Source organism: Tenacibaculum tangerinum, assembly GCF_029853675.1.
Lineage (GTDB): Bacteria > Bacteroidota > Bacteroidia > Flavobacteriales > Flavobacteriaceae > Polaribacter > Polaribacter tangerinum_A.
In genome coordinates this window covers 3,065,722-3,084,191 of the sequence record NZ_CP122539.1, presented here as the reverse complement: position 1 = coordinate 3,084,191, position 18,470 = coordinate 3,065,722, and the positions used below count along the sequence as shown (strand labels likewise).

Genomic DNA, 18,470 nt, shown 5'->3' with positions numbered 1-18,470 from the left:
ATACTACTATGCTAAATAAGTTTTTTTATACGATATTTAAAGAACAATTTTCACTTTCAGAAACGACTGCTATTTATCTTAACCTGTTAGCCAATCTCTTTGTTTTTGCAATAATTGGTTACCTACTTTTTAAAATTTTACGATACTATGGTAGAAAAGCCATTCGTAAAATGGCTGATAAAACATCGACCCATTTTGATGATTTGCTCATTAAAAACAGGGCTTTTCTCAATCTATCTAGAATTATAGTTCTTACCATTGTTTTCAATCTTTTGAAAGAAATTTTAGAAGATTTTCCTGATTTATTTACCTATGCAGAACGTTTTACTACCATCGCCATTGTTTTTTCAATCGTATGGTTTATAAGAAGTATCTTATTAACTGTTAAAGATTTTTTACGCACCACCAATGCCTTCAAAGACAAGCCTTTAGAAAGTTATGTGCAAATTTTTATGATCATATTATGGTTAATTGCCATCATATCGTCATTCTCTGTACTCACAGGCAAACCTCTAATTAGATTTTTAACAGCGTTAGGAGCTTTTTCGGCTGTTTTATTATTAATTTTCAAAGACACCATTCTCGGGTTTGTGTCAAGCATTCAAGTAGCTGTAAACGATACGGTGAGAATAGGCGATTGGATTACTATGGAAAAATACGGTGCCGATGGCGATGTGGTTGAAATTAACCTTACTTCGGTTATTATTAGGAATTTTGACAATACCATTTCAAGTATTCCTACATATTACCTAACATCCGACTCTTTTAAGAACTGGCGAACCATGAATACCTCTGGTGGTAGGCGTATTAAACGAGCCATATTAATAAAAATTAACAGCATTCATTTTCTTACTGATGAAGATATTGAACGTTTTAAAAAGATTGAACTCATTGCCAATTATATGGAACAAACCAGCAAAGAGGTTAAAAAATACAACGAAGAAAACAACGTTGACAAATCGGTGCTACTGAATGGTAGAAACCTTACTAATTTTGGAACTTTTAGAATTTACTTAGACAAATACATCGAAAATCATCCTAAAATAAACCAAGATATGTTACTCATGTCTCGTCAATTAGAACCAACACCTAATGGAATTCCTCTAGAAATTTATGCGTTTAGCAGAGAGAAAAATTGGGTAGACTACGAGCGAGTTATGGCGAATATATTCGACCATATTTTAGCTTCTGTGAAATATTTTGATTTAGAAGTTTTTCAAAACCCGTCGAGTATTGATATTTTGAACTTGAAAGAAGCTAAAAAGAGTGAATAAGAATACTGGTACATCTTTATGGCAAATAGCCTTCCAAAAATTCAAACGTAGTAAAACTGGAATGTTTAGTTTTTGGTATATTGTTGTATGCGGATTCATTGCTGTTTTTTGCTACGTTTTAGCACCCGACAACAGCAATTCAGCCAATCAAATGCACTTAGAAATTCACTCAAAACCTCCTGGTTTTTCTGTGCAGATGTTACGTATTCCTTCCGAAGAAAAAAATCAAAAGTCTTGGTTTGCTATTTTTATGAGTGGAAAACAAAATTCAGCAACAGCAATACCGATCAAATCTTTTTCTGTTCAAAACAATCAGTTAGAAGTGGTGAAATATTCCGATGGTTTACCTAAAGAGTTTCCTGCTTCTTACCAAAAGTATATTCAACAAAAAACATTTTATTTGGGCACCGATAAGTATGGGCGTGACTTATTAAGCAGGTTGTTAATAGGGGCTAGAATTTCATTTTTTATCGGTTTTATCGCCGTTTTTATTTCCCTTTTAATAGGCATTCCTATTGGAGCTATTGCAGGGTATTTTGGCGGAAAAATTGATGATTTCATCATGTGGGTTATCAATATCACATGGTCTATTCCTACACTTTTATTGGTAATCGCCATTACCTTAGCGTTAGGCAAAGGTTTTTGGCAGGTTTTTATTGCCGTAGGGTTAACAATGTGGGTAGAAGTAGCACGTGTGGTTCGCGGTCAGGTAATGACTGCTAAACAGCAACAGTATGTAGAAGCTGCTAAGGCTTTGGGGTTTTCTGATTTTAGAATTATATTCAAACATATTTTACCTAATATTTTAGCTCCTATTATTGTAATCTCTGCCGCTAATTTTGCCGCAGCCATTTTAATTGAAAGTGGGTTGAGCTTCTTGGGTATTGGAGCGCAACCGCCTACACCTTCTTGGGGAGCTATGATAAAAAACCATTACAATTATATTATTCTTGGCAAACCTTATTTAGCCTTAATTCCTGGAATTGCTATTATGAGCTTAGTAATGGCATTTATGCTTATAGGTAATACTCTTCGTGATGCTTTGGATGTGAAGGGGTAAAATTTGTACATTCGCTTTCTTAATTTTTTTGATATGATTTTTAGTGTTCAATTTAAAACACGATGGGCAGATTTTGATGCCAATATACACATGCGTCATACCGCATACAACGATTATGCTGCTGAATTACGCTTGCGCTTTTTTAAAAAGCATAACATTACCATTCAAGATTTTACGAACGAAAATGTGGGGCCGATTTTATTTGAAGAAAACACCAAATTTTTGCGTGAAATACACATGGGAGAAGATATTACCGTAAACCTAAAAGTTGTTGGTTTGTCTAGTAAGGGAGAGCGTTGGAAAATTCAGCATGAAGTTTTTAACCAGGCAGGAAATCTATCGGCGATTATCACTGTTTATGGCGCGTGGTTAGATTTGACTAAACGTAAACTAACAGTACCTCCTGTTAAATTTCAACAAATTTTTAGTGAAGCTGAAAAAACACCAGAATTTAAAGAAATCTTATTAAAAAATTAATATGAGTACGTCTAGAAAAATAAAAGTAGTTATTACCATTCTTGCGTTACTTTTAGGTTATTGGTTGCAAAAAAAAATGAAAACACCAATGAATTACCTGAGTCTTCAAAAGAGACAATAGATAAAAAAACAACTAATTTTGAGTACCTTCCTTCTTCTACAACCGGTGTTATTGTAAAACACAATGGTTATCAGCTATCGTACAGCGAACAACACGAGCAAGCCGAATGGGTCGCTTATACTTTAGATAAAAGTGATATTGTGTACACAAATTACGAGCGTCCTTTTTTTATTGCAGATCCAAAAGTTAGCACAAAATCTGCCGATTGGAGAAATTACAAAAGATCTGGTTACGACAAAGGGCATTTATGCCCTGCTGGTGATAGGCGCGCTTCGAAAAAAGCTCATGATGAAACTTTTTACACTTCTAATATTACCCCACAAAACCATGAGTTTAACGCTGGCATTTGGAATAAACTAGAGCAAAAAACACGTTATTGGGCTAAAAAATATCATCACTTATATGTTGTTACAGGAGGTGTTTTAGAACCGAACCTAAAAACCATTGGTAACGAAAAAGTAAGTGTTCCTAATTATTTTTACAAGGTTTTACTAGATTATACCCAACCCGAAGTTAAAGCCATTGCTTTTTTAATGCCGCATAAAGACAGCAACCAACCTTTGTATAATTTTGTGGTTTCTATTGATGAATTAGAAGAAAAAACAGGCATCGACTTTTTTCCTGCACTACCTGATGAGTTGGAAGATACATTAGAGGCTTCTACTAATTATAAAAATTGGAGTTTTAGATAAACTCTCGAAGCTCTGTTATATGGGGATTTTCAGCAAAAATACGTGTGATTTTTGGATGAAAATTATTTGAGATGACCGATAAAAATGCCTTTTTACCTTTCTATCTCAAAAGAAAAGAGATCCATTAAAAGTCTTTTTTTACGACTTCTAATTGACCTCTTTTAACTTCGTTTGTTGCCTAACTAATAAAATCTATTTGTTTATTAGAGTTCTTATTGGGAACGGTATTTCAATATTGTTTTCTTCAAAAGCCTTTTTAATTGCCATAATGGCTTCACTTTTTACTTGAATTGCTGTTAAATTTCGAGTAGCATCTACCCAAAATCGTAGCATGAAATCAATAGAACTTGCTCCGAACTCTTGATAATATAGTTCTATTTCTTCACCTGATTCTGGCGGAAATACTTCATTGATAGCTTGTATAGCTACCTTTTTTACCTTTTCTAAATCAGAGTCATACGCAACGCCACAATTTATGGTTGTTCGAATACGCTTGGTAAGACCATAATTTTTAAAAGGTTTTTCAACAATAAGCTTGTTAGGAATTACAACAATATTGTTATCGGATTCTTTTAACTTCGTATTTCTTAACGAAATCTCAATAATTTCACCGCTATAGCCATTGGTTACCACCCAGTTTCCAACTTCTATAACATCGTTAACCGCCAAGTAAAACCCAGAGAGCGTATTTGACAACGTTCCTTGAATTGCTAAACTTACTGCTACTCCTGCAATACCAGCTCCTGCTAAAACAGTATTTAATGCATCGTCTAAATTTAGTACCGACAAGGCTAAAATGAGCCCCATAAACACGACTAATAACGATACCATACGGGAAATAAGATTTCTTACTGAAGATTGTTTGATACGTTTCTTCAATAATTTGTTTAGTAAATTATTAGTAGTGTTTGCCAACCAATAAAACACTATGAAAACAATTATTGCCACGAAAATATTAGGCAAATTTATTACCAAAGTATCTAGCCATCCTGATAATTTATCAGAGACTTTTCCCCAAGAGCTTTTTAGAGTTTCTTCTTGCATAAAATGAGTGTTAATATTTTACGACTAAAAACAAAGTGTCTTTAGAAATACTACGTTTCATAGTTTTTACTAAATATAAATTATTTTGTATTAGTCTACTTTTAAAAATTTTAAAACTTCATTATTGTTAGTATCGTAAAACATTAATTTTCCTTCTTCTACTTTATAGCTTGAAATGTTATTTAATGCTTTATGAAAGCTAGAAGGAACTTCCATCTTTATGCACATTTTTTCAGTTTTAGCAATTTGTGCTATAGTAATTGATTGAGCATCTATCGATTTGATGGCTCCCGAAAAATCATTACATCCATCGTTCCCCATTACTCTCATGTCAGTTAAATTCACCTCTAATCTTGGAGCTTTTACCATTCGGTTTAACGGACCTCCATTAATGGCAACAGCTACCCAAATGTCATGAATAGTCATGTTTGCAGCAGTCGTGTTATTTTTTACAAAAGCCAGCACTTCCTCTCCTGATTCGTTATAGAACGTTAGGTTAGACTCATCTGCCTTATAAGAGTTTATCTCGCTTAATGCCTCTCCAAATTGTGGCTCTACATTTTTATTCATACAGGCTTTTTTTGTCATCGCAGGCGCTCCTAAAGACAAGGTTGTATTGTTACTGTTTTTAATAGCCATGGTATAATTATTACATCCTCCATTACCACTAATAAGTTTTTTATCGAGCTGAATATTCATAGTTGGCACAACTACCATTCTGTTTAAAGGTCCTCCTTTTAGTCGCGACAATGTCCAACCACCACTAAGATATACTCTGTTATCAGGTTGCGTTTCTAATACTTCTTTTAACGTATACTTTAAGCTTGAAGCATCGGCAGGAACTTCTGATGCGTTCAATTTTTCAACCGATACTTTTATCTTTTGTAGTTGTCCTTCTTTAAAGTTAAATCCTTCGATAGGAGCATAAAAATTTTCCCAGTTTGCTTCCTCTAAATTATCTGCTTTTGCAACGTTTAAACACATGGCTTTTCCTGCACCTGCACTGCAAGGTGTTTTTAAACCACTCACCCAGAAAGTTTCTTCGTTAACTTTTTGGGTACTTCCACAAGACTGTAATAAAATGATTATAAACATCGCCGAAATTAAATTTGAGATTCTCATAGTTAATACTATTTTAGTTTATGTTAATTGTTCTTTTATTTAGTATACTTTCCAAGATTATTATATAATTTATTTATAATAAGATTCACTTTACGTATTTCTCAATGAAATTTCGAGTGAACTTATAATTAAAATTACTTATGTAACCTTGCAAATATCTCTCCTAATTGTTAAAATTGAATATTGTATGTTAATTTATTTTGGTTCAAATATTTGCAAACTCATCCATATTATTCACTCTGGTATTTCAATAAACATTTATAAAAATACTATAAATCAAACCTTTATAAAATAAAAAAATGTATTAATGAATATTAGAAAACAGCACAATTTACAAAAGCAAGAGGTTTCAAAAGTGCTCATTTGCAGTTTTATTTAGCTTAAAAAAAAGTAATGCTAAATTGATATTTATACAGGTTTGTGTGTTTTGCATAGCGTTAATAAAAAATATTAACTACTATAATTTCAACTATTTTTTAATGGCAGTTTTTAACTCGGTTATAAACAATTCTTAAGTCACTAATATCACTATCTAGATGAAAATTCTTTTCTCCTGTTTCCAAAATTAGCGTTGCGTATGCTTTTAAAATTTCTTTGTTCTTTTCAGAATCGCTAGTCTGTATCAGCTTTTTAATAGATTCCATTAACCTAATGATTACCGATGGTGTTTGAGCACCAAACTGCCTGATTTCATCGAAAGAAGCCCTCAAAAAACCCTTAAAATTAGTAGAAGGTATGATAAGTCTAATTTTATTGGGATCATTGGTAAGGTATTGCTTAGGCGTTTTCGATTTTGCTAACATGTTTAGAGAAGAAGTTAATTGATCGATACATATAATGGCCGTATGAGGATCATTTATTCCTGGCGAAAGTGCTCGTGAGGCAATTTCAACAATTTGTTGAATAGCAAACTCGGTATCTTGAAAAATGGATTTACTCCTAAAAACTTGGTAGTATGCATGAAGTTTATCTATTTCACTAGATTCAGTCGCTATTTTTTCTTCCTTTAAGATTTCAAAAATCGCTTGATTTTTAATGATGAAAGCTCCAGGTTTTTCTAAAACTTTTATAATACAATTATTTTCTTCTGAATACTTCATCAAAGCTTCTAAATCAAAAAATTGGATATACCCACTTTTTGATGCATTCACAACATGCGAATTGTATTGTTGTTTTTTAATATTTTCTAAATAGGTTTTTTCAATATCAAGATTCAAGTCTGGATATAACTCATCTGACTTCTGTTTCAAATTCTTCCCTAGTTGATGAATTACCTTACTGGGTTGAATACTAACACTTACACTATGAATGTAAAAAATAAGAATGAATACATTAAAAATTGCAAACACAATGGCTGCAATTATTGAAAGGTTTGGTATAAAGGAATACGAATCGCTATCTCTAACTGAATTGATTACTATTAAACAGTATAAAAACAATCCTATGTACTGACCTAATACTACTTGATTTATACGTTCGTACATAAAGTTTTTGAGTAGTCTTGGTCCTAGTTGAGAGGTTGCTAATTGTAATATTACCAAGGTTATAGAAAACACGGTACCAGCTATTCCTGCCATACTCCCCGCAATTATAGACAATACATTTCGCCCTGATTCTGGGTTTTTTGAAAAAATAAGATTTAAAAAACCTTCAGGTTCTATGGGAGCCCGTTTATCTAAGTATATGAACAACAAGGCTAAAAGAATATTAATTACCAGTATAGCAGATGGCAAAAACCAAAAGCTTGATGCTAATTTCTCATACAAATACTTTATTCTAAGGAGCATCTTGTGTGTTTTTTGTTACGGTTCTCACACATCTAAAACCAACGTGTTGCATACCAGAATCTGGACTCAAACGCATTCTACGGGCGTTTCTATATCCAGAGCACCAATCGTCATTGCATAAAAAAGAGCCTCCTCGTACAACTTTATTCGTGGCTTTTGCGTTGTACACTTCGCTGGTTTGTTCTGGTCCTTTAGGATTCATAGCAACTTCATGTTCCTTTTTTAATCTATCATAGTAGTCTGCCCCATACCAGTCTAAGGTCCACTCCCATACATTTCCAGAAATATCATACAATCCGTATGCGTTGGGAGCAAATGACTTTACAGGCGCTACGTTTTCAAAACCGTCTTCTACAGTGTTGTAATACGGAAAATCGCCTTGTAAAAAATTTCCTTTATTCATTGTCGAAGCTACCATTTCATTTCCCCAAGGGTACATGGTATTATTTTTTCCTGCTCGCATCGCATACTCGTACTCAGCCTCGGTTGGTAATCGTTTGTTTGCCCATTTGGCATACGCCATGGCATCGTACCAAGAAACTTGAGTAACAGGAAGGTTTAGAATAGCATCTAACTTAGGTTTGCTACCATCGGGATTTTTCCAATTCACCCCTTTGGTAAAAGTCCACCAGTTACCAAGGTTATCCTTCGGAGTTCCTTTGGGTGCATATGAAAACACCAAAGAACCCGCCTCAAGCAAGCTATTATCGGGCTTTGGAGTTCCTTCAGGCAACTGTTTTTTTAATTCATTCCAGTCTATATCGTACTCAGCAACCGTTTTGTAACCTGTCGCTTTTACGAATTCTAAATATTGTCTTACGGTTACCTCATGTTCATCCATATAAAAATCAGAAACGCCTACTTTGTGTTTGGGAAATTCATCTGGTTGTGCTAATGCCGTTGCAGGCATTTCTTTAGCATTTTCTGGTGTATCCCCCCCCATATCGAAAACGCCTCCTTTGATTAATACCATGCCTGAGGTGTCGTTTAACAATTTATCATTGGGTTGAACAGCTTCTAAATTAGTAAGCATTTTTTTATCTAAAAACTCAAAGCCTATGAGTGAATCTGAAGGTATATAACAATAAGTGTTGGAGGTTATTTTTTGAGTTGGCTTGTTTTGAGATTCTTTTTTACAGGAAATAAAAAAAAGGAACATACAAAGTAGATAATGTATTTGTGCATGATTAGTAGTTATAGTTAGCATGAGCTCGGTTATGAGTTGTTTGTTTGAATATGTAATGTGTATTTATAAAGAGATAACTTTTTAGTTAAAAAACTAAAATACTTGAAACTATGATTGTTTATTATCTAGGTAAAGTTACCGAAATTTTCTATTCGTTTTAGTACTTTTTATGAGAAATTTTATCTTTAAAAGGTACAGAAAAACCGTATGTTTGGATGTTACTCACTTTGTTTACGCTTAAAATTCGTTATATTAGTTTCGATTAATCAAAACTTTATGAAATGAAAACTTGTAAAAAAATTTTACTTGCACTACTCATTCTTACATCCTTTAATGTATCTTCTCAGATTGATTTCGGAATAAAATCTGGCGCCAACTTTGCCACTTTATCCGATGCTACTAACAATGGTACTAAAATAGGATTTGTTGCTGGAGTATTTGGAAGTGGAAAAATTGGAAAAAAATGGGCGCTTCAGGGAGAACTTTTGTACTCTCAGCAAGGCTCTGAATTTGATGCTTTTAATTTTAATACGGAATATTTGAATGTTCCTATACTTGTTAAAAAATATGTTGGTTTGGGTTTTAACCTTCAGTTTGGTCCTCAATTTGGTTTTCTAGTTAACGATAATGCCGACGAGTTTGATAGTATTGAAGCTGGATTTGAATCTAAAAACTTTGACCTTTCAGGAGTCGTAGGTTTGGGATATGATTTTATTTTTGGATTGCGTTTTGATGCTCGTTATCAATTTGGCTTTACCAATACTACTGGTAATTCTGAATTTTCTAATCAAAATAGAGTGTTCACTATAGCGGTTGGTTATTCTTTCTTATAAATTATAGGCTATCATTGCCATTTATATTTTGCTATGCTATCTAAATTACTTCTGTGTATTCGATAGCATAGCTAAAAATTGATGTTACATACACCTACTTAATGTGCATTTTTTGTGTTGAGGTTTATTTCACTTGTTGGTACTCCAAACTCAATTCCTTTTTCTTCTGCAAAAACCATAATTTCTGTTAAAATTTCTTGCCTAGACCTGAGTTCTAAATCGTAAGAACTTACATCAAAAAAACAATAAAACATAATGGTAGGCTGTCCATTGTTCATGTCTTCCATACCTACTTCATATCTGTTGTCGACTACCGCTGGATGCTCTTCAATAATCGTTTTTATCTTATCAATAAACTCACTTATCTTATCTATAGATATTTTATTTTTTAAATTTATTTTTGTTTTAAAGCGTCGGTACTTTCTTAACCCTATGTTGTTTACCTTATTATCTGCCAAAATACTATTGGGTACGGAAACTACAGAATCTTCGAAGGTGCGAATTCTTGTTGAGCGGACTCCAATTTCTTCCACCACTCCTTCAACGCCATCAAATTCAATCCAGTCATCTACTCTAAAAGGATTGTCTAAAATTATCATAACCGAACCGATGAGGTTTTTTACTGTGTCTTGCGCTGCGAGTGCTAATGCTAGTCCGCCAATAGACAAGCCTGTTAAAATGGTAAATACGTCAATATTTAAATATTGTAATACATATACCAAACCGAGTATCCAAACGACAAACTTTAGTAATTTTCGTATTACAGGTATTACTTGATTATCTCTACTTCCATGAGTTCTTTCTTCTAAGTACGCTACAATTACATCAATAATTTTATTGATTAGGGCTACCATTAAAAAAATAGAACCAATACCTACAGAGCGAAGTAATAAAGCATTCCACGTTACTGGAAGCTGAATTTGTGGTAGCAGCGAATTAAAAAAAGTTGCCCCCATCAACGCTCCGAAAATTAACGACGACCTCTTTAGTTGCTCTTTTACATTGGGCATAAGGTCATATTTTTTCCTCAGATATTTAGAAAGAATCGAAAAATAAATGCTTCTGGCTAAATAATATACAAGGAAGGAAACTAAGAGAAGTACTAAAAGCCCAAACCACTGTATTACTCTTATGCTAAAAAATTTCTTGTACCAAAAATCTTGATGGAAATATTCTTTAAAATTAATATCTAAAATATAAATGCTGTCGTAGAGTTCTGGTAATTTTTCTATAGTTTCTTTGGAATAATACCATTTTCCTTTAATTTTTTCAACATATATACTTTTTTCCATTCCGTATAGATAATATACGTGTGCGCTAGATATCGTATCTAAATAATTGTTTTGTTTAGGAGCGTTTAAACGACTAGAATTCACACCTAAGCCGTCTAACACTTTTTTTAGTTTAATCGCTAATTCTTCAGGGTTTTTAAATGATTTTGGTATTGCTTTTGCCGCTATGCTGGGTTTATAATTATCTAGTTCTAGGTAATAAGCATGCCCTTTAATAACATGGTAAGGAGATTCGTTAATTTCAGTAGCTTCAACTTGCGCATTGATGTATATTGACATTAAAAAAAGACCTATGGCTAGTACTCTTTTTATCACTGTTGTGGTAGTGTTTTTTAATTGAATTCCCATCCTATTGTAGTATTTAATATATAATCATCTTTTTCAAAACCTAGAGCAGGTTGATTGTCGTAGTTGTATTTAAGTCCTAATTTTATGAACAAATCTAAGGGTAAATCGTACTTTACATCAAGTTCTAAATCGGTTCTAAACCGACCTTTCTCCGTTAAACTTGGATATGCTAAAACACGGGTAAAGATATCTAAATCGCCCACATCAAACATATTAAATTCTAAACCTCCGTAGGCTTCAAGTGAATTTTTATTTTCTTCAATGTTGGTTATATATTTTTCATTATTCCAAGCAAGCCCAGCGCCTACACCAAAATACATTTGGTTGCTTCTAACCACGTAGTTTCCAGCTCCTGCCCTAATGTTCGTTCTTAAATCTAAATCTATTTGATTGTTTGACAAAAACGTGGCGTTTGCATTGATAAACCAATCGTTTTGTAAAAACATTCGTACACCAACGTTGCCATCTGTTCTTTCGGTACGATCTGCATTGTCTTGTGTACTAATTACGGTGTTTAATCCTGCTGTTGTTTCCCACTTATTATCAGAATAATTTATTTTTGCACTGGTAATAAACTGTGTTAAGTTATTACTTTTTGTATAATTAAAACCTAGAGAAAAATCTGCCGAAAGTCTGCTTAAAAAGGAAGCCTCTACCGATTTGAATTCTACCACCTCCTCAATAGGGAATTTAAACGTTTCATTATTTTCTGTAAGAAATAAAAAACCTTTGTCATTTGGGTGCGATTTAATTTTGGTATAAAAACGCTTTCCACTTGATAGGGTTATCAAATAATCTTGCTTGCAATCTATTTCCAGCACATCCAACCAATCGATTTTAAAATCAGAGTCGCTGTAGGATGTTTCCATGGTTAACACTCCTCTGTTCATACTCTTGATTTCTCCAATAAGTTCGTCATTATTTTTCAATAAGAGTCTATCCTCTTGCCCCACACTATGCAGAGAACTGATTAGTGTTAGTAACAATAAAAAAATACGTAATTTCATTTATATAAAACTTAAATTAAGTCACCTTAAAAAACTGTTTTCCAATCGGTTTTCATGTTTATGATGGTCCAATTTCTTTCTTTGGCTACTTTTTTGCCTTCCATTAATTTTCCTGCTGGGGTGTTTTTAGTGTATAAAAATTCGCGTTCTCCGTCGGTATGATCTAAATACAGCATGAACGTGGGTAATGGGTTATTGGTATCACTATACTTCATCATCTCTAAATCACCATCTGAATTTCCTACGATCATAATTGGTTTTTGCCCAATAAATTTATCTATCGCCACCACTTTCCCTTGGTGATCGTCAAAAAATTCCAAGTTTTTTGTTTGTGCTATGCTAATGGTATCGCCTTTTTCTACTACTTCTCGCTCAAACGTAGAACCGATAATGTTTTTCTTCGGAATACCATATATTTCTGGTGCCCAAGCACGCATAAATTCTTGACTTCCTCCTGATACAATATATATCGTAAAATCTTTTGCTCTTAGGTAGTTTAACAATTCTAACATGGGTTTGTATACCAATTGCGTATAGTTTCTATTTAAAATAGGGTGTTTTGCTGTTTTTAACCAGTTGTTTACAATAGCATCGAAATTTGTTACATTATCTACAGCGTGTGCTGTTCCTACAATCTCAACAAGATCTTTTTTGTGGAGCTTTGAAATGGCTTCCGTATCTTCTTCTAGTACTGCTTTAAAAGGCATTTTATGCTCCCAATCAGGATTGTTTTTTGCCAGTTCTTGAATTCTATCAAAAGCAAAGAATAGTTGTGAGGGTATGGGTTGTTCTACCCAAAGTGTACCGTCGTTGTCGAACACCACAATACGGTTTTCTTTTTTTACGAATTTTGTACTGGTGCTATCGGTAACACTCGTAACAAAATCTATAATGTTTTTTTTAGCTTCAGAAGTATTGAAAGAGGGTAACGGGTCGCTTAGCATCACTTCGTTGTTTTTATCTTTTTTTGTATCAGTATTGCAGGATAGTATGAAACATACCGCTAATAATACTAAGTTCATTTGTACAATTTTACTCATTTGATACGTTTTTAGGAGTTGTTCTCGGGAATTCTTTTAAAAATGGGTAGGTATTGTTCGCATAAATTACATATTCTGAAGCCAATTCTTGAGCATAGTACGTTTCTAACAAGAGCTGATAAGCATCTAAACCGTGATTCCTAAATACGTTGGGATGATTGCGCCGTACATGAATATAATAGTCTTCATCGGCCAACAACGTAATTTGGTTACCACAGCGCTGATAGTTCGTACTGGTATAATCGCTTTTAATTTTATATTCTGGCAAGAACTCTTGTACCAATACCCCAAATTCTTTTCCCATAATTCTGTTGTACTTTCTTTTAGACCTATCCATCCTTCGCATAATTCCTTTGAATTTTCCACGTACTACCCATCTACTTAACAATGGCAAGTCTTCGGTTCCTTTTTTATAATATTTAAACGGATTGGATGCTGCAAAATCTCCCATAGTTTGCATGCTCAAAGGTACTTGTGGAACCCAATCTTCTGAATTAACTACATTGTAAGACCACCCCTTTTGTGTGTAACTTTCGTAATCTTGTGCAAAATAAAGGTTACCTGGTTTAGGAGCAGCACTTGCATACATTTTAAAAGTAATGTCTGAAGGTATACGACCTGCTAATTGCTCATATTGATAATATGCTCTTAACAAATAACTTAAGGCACCCCCTTGGCTATGCCCTGTGATTATAAAATCTTTTATTCCTTTTTGATAACATGAGTCTATTTTAGGAGTAATATCTCTTTGTAAATACGCTGTTCCTATTAACCAGCCAATATGTACAGAGGCTCTCTGATTTTTTGCCAATCGGTAATTAAAGGTAAAATTCTTTTCTAGGCTCAATTTACCTGTAGCGTTTACCATAACACTATGTAAGTTTTCTGCCCAACTGCTACTTTCTTCTGTAGTAGCTCGTAAACTTATTACAGCTACTTTTAAAGGGTTGTTGGGTTTTGCTGTCCATAATTGCCAAGCATTACCCATACCCATTGTAGGAGATTCATAGCTTACATCAAATTTTAAGGCTTTAGGAAAAACGGTATCAGGCACTGGATTGTTTTGTTGCATTCCAATACGTAACATCTCAGCATATTCGTTCGGATTAAATCCCGGTTTTAGTACTTGACCAAATAACATGTAAGCACTTGAAAAACAACACAACCAAAGTAACGCTATTCTTTTCATAAAATTAATATTTGCTTTTTTAAAGGGCAATCTAAATTCGTTCTAAATATTATGTTTAGCAAGACATCTGCCGTGTAGATTTGGTAAAAACAGGAACTCTTAGGCAATGCTAATGGTTACTTGTATATTATGAAGTGCCTAAAAGAGTTACTAACAAACCTAATGTTTTTTATAGTTTTATAATTCTTTAAGAATTTTTGAGAAATCCTCATACTCCCAAGAACCTTCGTACTTTTTCCCGTTCACAAAAAATGAGGGGGTTCCGTTAACGCCACTCTCTACACCACTCATAAAATCGCTTTTCACCTTTTCTACTTTTTCGTTTTGTTCTAAACGAGCTGAAAATTCATCTGAGTCTATACCCAATTGCTTTGCATAATCTATGAGGTGGTCAATGTCTAATTGGTCTTGATTTCTGAAAATCAGCTCATGCATTTCCCAAAATTTATCGTATTCTCCAGCCAGCTCTGCCGCCCGTGCTGCATCATTGGCAAATTTGTGTATTTGGGTCAAAGGAAAATTTCGGAATACCAAACGTAAATCATCTCCATAATCCTCTTTGATTCGCTTTACTATGGGCATAGCCATTTTACAGTGCGGACACTCGTAATCGCCATATTCTACTATAGTTATTTTAGCATTTTCGGGACCCGCTATTTGATCTTGGTCATTTACGGGTAGCTCTAGTTCGTAGGTAAAAAGATTTTTCATTTTTCAATATTTTTTAACGTTTCTAATATTTCTTTTGCACCAGGATTTACATCCATAGGCGAAACATGGCTCCATTGTATGATGCCGTTTTTGTCGATAACAAAAAGGGCTCTTTCACAAAATCCTTTCTCGTGATTGTATACGCCCAGTAGTTTGGAAATTTCTCCTTTAGGCTCAAAATCGCAGAGCAATGGAATGGTCATATTATTATGCTCTTTAAAGGCGGCATGGCAATGCGTACCATCTACAGAAATTCCATATATAACCGCATTATAGTTTTCGAACATCGGTATTAACTCATTGTACAGCATCATTTGATTACCACAAACGGCACTCCAATCGGCAGGGTAGAAAGCGAGAATAACATTCTGACCTCTATGATCGGATAGTGTCATAAAATTATCCTTATGGTCGTCTCCATTACCATTTCCAATACGGAGTGTAAAGTCTGGTATTTCTGTACCTGCTTCTAAAAGTTTATTTTTTTTCATTACAAGTGTTTTTCTCTTGGTATCGTGGCATCTTGCCCCATAGTTCCTGTTTCGAGGTCGAACGTAACGAGGTCTAATCCGCTTTTTTTACTTTGTTCAATAATATTATAGCCATCTACTAATTTTTTAATCAAGGCTTCTTCTTCGATTTGCTCTTTAACAAACCATTGTAAAAAATTATAGCTAGCCCAGTCTCCTTCACTTTGTGCAAGAGAAACCAGCTTATTTATGGCAGCTGTGTTGTCCATTTCGTGTTTCATCACCGCTTCGATACAAGCTTTTATATCCTTCGGGTCTTCGGCAGGCGCAGCAATGGTTTCTATTTTTGCCCTACCACCCCTATCGTTGATATAACGTAGTATTTTATACATGTGGTTGCGTTCTTCAACGGAATGCTTGTAAAGGAATTTTGAAAATCCCTGATAGCCATTGACTTCTGCCCATGAGGCATATGACAAGTAGTTTTGAGCCTGAACGGCTTCTGTTGTGAGCTGTTCATTTAATGCCGTTTCCATCTTTTTTGAAATGTTCTTGTATGTTATCATCTTATATGGTTTTAATTATTTCTTTCTAAATAAAATTTGATGGCCTCATGACGGAATACTTAACTATTTGATTTTTTTTCGTAAGCACGAATAATGGCATACACTGTAAATCCTGTAGCTGCTTCCATAAACAAATACACCATTAAAATGGTAGTTGGACTCCCATCGACTAATAAGCTTATGATACGACTTATTGATAAACCGAACATAGCGAACATCAACGAATACAAAGCGCCTAAGACAAAACGCCGTGTAAACGCTGCGTAGAGCCAAAATGTACAACAGCCTAAAATAAGCCCCATAACTGACCTATAAATCGCTATACTATTTATATCGTTAACAGCTTCTGTGTGATATAAGTTCGGAATAAAATAAATAGGATTTCCTCCAAAGGAAATGGCAATTATTATGAGTATAATCGCACTAAAAACAAGCATTTTAGGAGCAAGTGATTCAACGTTTAAATTCATAATTTTTAATTTAGTTTTTCAGTTTTTGAAACTTTTCATCTGGATTCATAATAACGTTGGGCTTAACCGTTGAGGGGTCCATGGTGTTAATTTCCATGCCTATATGAGAATAATATGTGGTAACGCCAATAAGCATGAACACAATTCCCAAAAGGCCAATTAATTTGATTAACCATTTAAAAGACGCTTTTTTGTTGCTTAAGACCGCATTCATATAAGCAACGAAACCTATAGCAGCAACACCCACGGCCATCCATGTTAAGCCTATCATATACGTCGTGATATACGGTATTTTTTTTTCTAAAGGGCCCACTATAGGTTCTTCAGGCGGCGCAATAAATATTTTATATTTTATACCCGCTATGCCTATCATAATAAGTCCTAATCCCAGGCCTACTAGTATATATTTAAAGGAATTGAAATCTTGAAAAATATGACTTATAAGTTTTTCATTACCTATTAAATTTAATTGCTCCCTTTCTTTCCAAAAATAAAAGGCCATGGCAAGTAACAAAGCGCCAAAGACAAAACAAGGTTCACCAAAGGCCGAATTGTCAAAAGGATAAGTTGGCGATAAAGGCCAAGTTAAAGTCGTATGGACTCCTGTAATGAATAAGATAATCCCTATAACCGCAAAGTTGAGAGCTATACCAACTGGTCTGATTTCTTTTCTGGAATTTAATTTTGAAAACAAACTCCACAAAGATAATAATCCTGCCCCGGCTACTACAGCCATAAGGGAATTGTATAAATGGATTTTTTCCCAGTCGATAATTAAGTGTTCTTCCATACTATGCTAGCAAAAATTCCAGTTTTATTTATTTCTCATTATATCGTTATTTTTACGTCTTCTATGCATAATTTTTTGATTCCTAACTGTATTAAATCAAAATATAACCGCAAAGTTCTTTTTATTTAACACCTTCAACAAGATGGCCATAATGAGTAATGTTGCCGCAGATAGTGCCGTCCAAACTAATGTTGTACTGTTGCTCCAATGGTCTATCGCAATAGCAACCAACGTCCATACCCCCACCAATGCAAATACTACCATATTTCGAGTGAACAACATATACACATACAATAACATGACAACGATAATTACAGCTACTGTCCAATTCACATAGGTGGCATCACTGCCCAACCCCAAATACGATAGGTACGTACTTAAACCAACAACCGAAGCTGCCATCATCCAGCCTGAGAATAAAGAAATAGGTAGCCAAGTATAGCGTCTTACAGCTTTTGGTGCCTCTACAATTTGCATTTGTAAGCGCACTACTATCACCATTAAACACGCAAAACTAGCGAACAGTAAATAAGGTGACAGCTCTATATTGCCTTGCTGCCATTGATACGACCAAAATTGATTAATAAGTAACGCCAGTATTAAAAATGGACCAACCTTCAATAAGGTATCTTCATCTTTTGTTTTACCAAAAGCTACACGTATTTGATGAATACTAAAGATGAGCAACCCTAAATAAATAAAAAACCAAATAGCAAAAGCATAGCCTGCTGGTGAAAACAGATTGGTAGCCTGTATATCCACACTACTAATGGCTTTTCCTTGGTTTTTATCAATAAACATTTCTAAAAATGGATACAATACCACTAATAGATTTAAAATACTGTACGCTTTTTTCATAAAACTCGATTTTTAGATATTAACTCATCGCTACCTTGCTAAGAGCGACAAACCAATTGTACATAAAGTTAAAAGTCAGATAAAAGTAAGGGAACAGTAATGATTCCCTTACTTTGAATTTACACTATTTATT

Annotated in this window: 19 protein-coding genes; 5 read left to right on the top strand and 14 right to left on the bottom strand. The window is 34.1% G+C overall.

Features of this window, described 5'->3' with window-relative positions; translation table 11 throughout:
- The first annotated feature begins 8 nt into the window (after window positions 1-8).
- The 4 genes from P8625_RS13860 to P8625_RS13845 are packed head-to-tail and all read left to right on the top strand — an operon-like array spanning window position 9 to window position 3,624.
- Window positions 9-1,274 carry a mechanosensitive ion channel family protein gene (locus P8625_RS13860; protein ID WP_279651032.1) on the top strand — a complete coding sequence of 422 codons (1,266 nt, stop codon included), beginning with the start codon at window positions 9-11 and terminating at the stop codon, window positions 1,272-1,274.
- On the top strand, window positions 1,267-2,334 hold the full coding sequence (locus P8625_RS13855) for an ABC transporter permease (protein WP_279651031.1): 1,068 nt from the start codon (window positions 1,267-1,269) through the stop codon (window positions 2,332-2,334). The genes P8625_RS13860 and P8625_RS13855 overlap by 8 nt, the downstream gene beginning before the upstream one ends.
- Before the next feature lie 33 nt (window positions 2,335-2,367).
- Window positions 2,368-2,811 carry an acyl-CoA thioesterase gene (locus tag P8625_RS13850; protein WP_279651030.1) on the top strand — a complete coding sequence of 148 codons (444 nt, stop codon included), beginning with the start codon at window positions 2,368-2,370 and terminating at the stop codon, window positions 2,809-2,811.
- A 60-nt stretch (window positions 2,812-2,871) separates the two neighbouring features.
- Window positions 2,872-3,624, top strand: a complete 753-nt coding sequence (locus P8625_RS13845; protein ID WP_407704747.1) for a DNA/RNA non-specific endonuclease — start codon at window positions 2,872-2,874, stop codon at window positions 3,622-3,624.
- Between the two features lie 192 nt (window positions 3,625-3,816).
- On the opposite strand, the gene P8625_RS13840 is transcribed toward P8625_RS13845, so the two are convergent.
- From P8625_RS13840 to P8625_RS13825, 4 genes are all read right to left on the bottom strand, one after another.
- Window positions 3,817-4,668 carry a mechanosensitive ion channel family protein gene (locus P8625_RS13840; RefSeq protein WP_279651029.1) on the bottom strand — a complete coding sequence of 284 codons (852 nt, stop codon included), beginning with the start codon at window positions 4,666-4,668 and terminating at the stop codon, window positions 3,817-3,819.
- A 90-nt stretch (window positions 4,669-4,758) separates the two neighbouring features.
- Window positions 4,759-5,790, bottom strand: coding sequence for an META domain-containing protein (locus P8625_RS13835; RefSeq protein ID WP_279651028.1), 1,032 nt, complete (start codon window positions 5,788-5,790; stop codon window positions 4,759-4,761).
- Window positions 5,791-6,266: 476 nt separating this feature from the next.
- Window positions 6,267-7,577 carry a DUF2254 domain-containing protein gene (locus P8625_RS13830; protein ID WP_279651027.1) on the bottom strand — a complete coding sequence of 437 codons (1,311 nt, stop codon included), beginning with the start codon at window positions 7,575-7,577 and terminating at the stop codon, window positions 6,267-6,269.
- Window positions 7,567-8,610, bottom strand: coding sequence for a formylglycine-generating enzyme family protein (locus P8625_RS13825; RefSeq protein WP_279651026.1), 1,044 nt, complete (start codon window positions 8,608-8,610; stop codon window positions 7,567-7,569). The genes P8625_RS13830 and P8625_RS13825 overlap by 11 nt, the downstream gene beginning before the upstream one ends.
- 434 nt (window positions 8,611-9,044) lie before the next feature.
- Between P8625_RS13825 and P8625_RS13820 the strand changes: the two genes are divergently transcribed.
- Window positions 9,045-9,596 (top strand): porin family protein, encoded by a 552-nt coding sequence (locus P8625_RS13820; RefSeq protein WP_279651025.1) that lies wholly within the window; start codon window positions 9,045-9,047, stop codon window positions 9,594-9,596.
- Window positions 9,597-9,694: 98 nt separating this feature from the next.
- Here the strand turns inward: P8625_RS13820 and P8625_RS13815 are convergent, their stop codons facing one another.
- The 10 genes from P8625_RS13815 to P8625_RS13770 all read right to left on the bottom strand — a co-directional run bounded on the left by P8625_RS13815 (window position 9,695) and on the right by P8625_RS13770 (window position 18,337).
- A complete protein-coding gene (locus P8625_RS13815; protein ID WP_279651024.1) occupies window positions 9,695-11,236 on the bottom strand; it encodes a mechanosensitive ion channel family protein in 1,542 nt (513 codons plus the stop codon).
- Window positions 11,221-12,243 (bottom strand): DUF481 domain-containing protein, encoded by a 1,023-nt coding sequence (locus tag P8625_RS13810; protein WP_279651023.1) that lies wholly within the window; start codon window positions 12,241-12,243, stop codon window positions 11,221-11,223. Before P8625_RS13810 ends, P8625_RS13815 begins: the two co-directional genes overlap by 16 nt.
- A gap of 26 nt (window positions 12,244-12,269) precedes the next feature.
- Window positions 12,270-13,283 carry an HAD family hydrolase gene (locus P8625_RS13805; protein WP_279651022.1) on the bottom strand — a complete coding sequence of 338 codons (1,014 nt, stop codon included), beginning with the start codon at window positions 13,281-13,283 and terminating at the stop codon, window positions 12,270-12,272.
- Window positions 13,276-14,472, bottom strand: a complete 1,197-nt coding sequence (locus P8625_RS13800) for a lipase family protein (protein ID WP_279651021.1) — start codon at window positions 14,470-14,472, stop codon at window positions 13,276-13,278. The genes P8625_RS13805 and P8625_RS13800 overlap by 8 nt, the downstream gene beginning before the upstream one ends.
- A 177-nt stretch (window positions 14,473-14,649) precedes the next feature.
- Window positions 14,650-15,183: a DsbA family protein gene (locus P8625_RS13795; RefSeq protein ID WP_279651020.1), complete on the bottom strand. Its 534-nt coding sequence runs from the start codon at window positions 15,181-15,183 to the stop codon at window positions 14,650-14,652.
- Window positions 15,180-15,674 carry a redoxin domain-containing protein gene (locus P8625_RS13790; protein ID WP_279651019.1) on the bottom strand — a complete coding sequence of 165 codons (495 nt, stop codon included), beginning with the start codon at window positions 15,672-15,674 and terminating at the stop codon, window positions 15,180-15,182. Before P8625_RS13790 ends, P8625_RS13795 begins: the two co-directional genes overlap by 4 nt.
- Entirely contained in the window at window positions 15,674-16,219 is a 546-nt protein-coding gene (locus tag P8625_RS13785; RefSeq protein WP_279651018.1) for a ferritin, read from the bottom strand. Before P8625_RS13785 ends, P8625_RS13790 begins: the two co-directional genes overlap by 1 nt.
- A gap of 59 nt (window positions 16,220-16,278) precedes the next feature.
- Entirely contained in the window at window positions 16,279-16,689 is a 411-nt protein-coding gene (locus tag P8625_RS13780; protein ID WP_279651017.1) for a DUF4345 domain-containing protein, read from the bottom strand.
- 10 nt (window positions 16,690-16,699) lie between these two features.
- On the bottom strand, window positions 16,700-17,425 hold the full coding sequence (locus tag P8625_RS13775; RefSeq protein ID WP_279651016.1) for a DUF981 family protein: 726 nt from the start codon (window positions 17,423-17,425) through the stop codon (window positions 16,700-16,702).
- A gap of 150 nt (window positions 17,426-17,575) precedes the next feature.
- Window positions 17,576-18,337: a hypothetical protein gene (locus P8625_RS13770; RefSeq protein WP_279651015.1), complete on the bottom strand. Its 762-nt coding sequence runs from the start codon at window positions 18,335-18,337 to the stop codon at window positions 17,576-17,578.
- Window positions 18,338-18,470 lie beyond the last annotated feature (133 nt).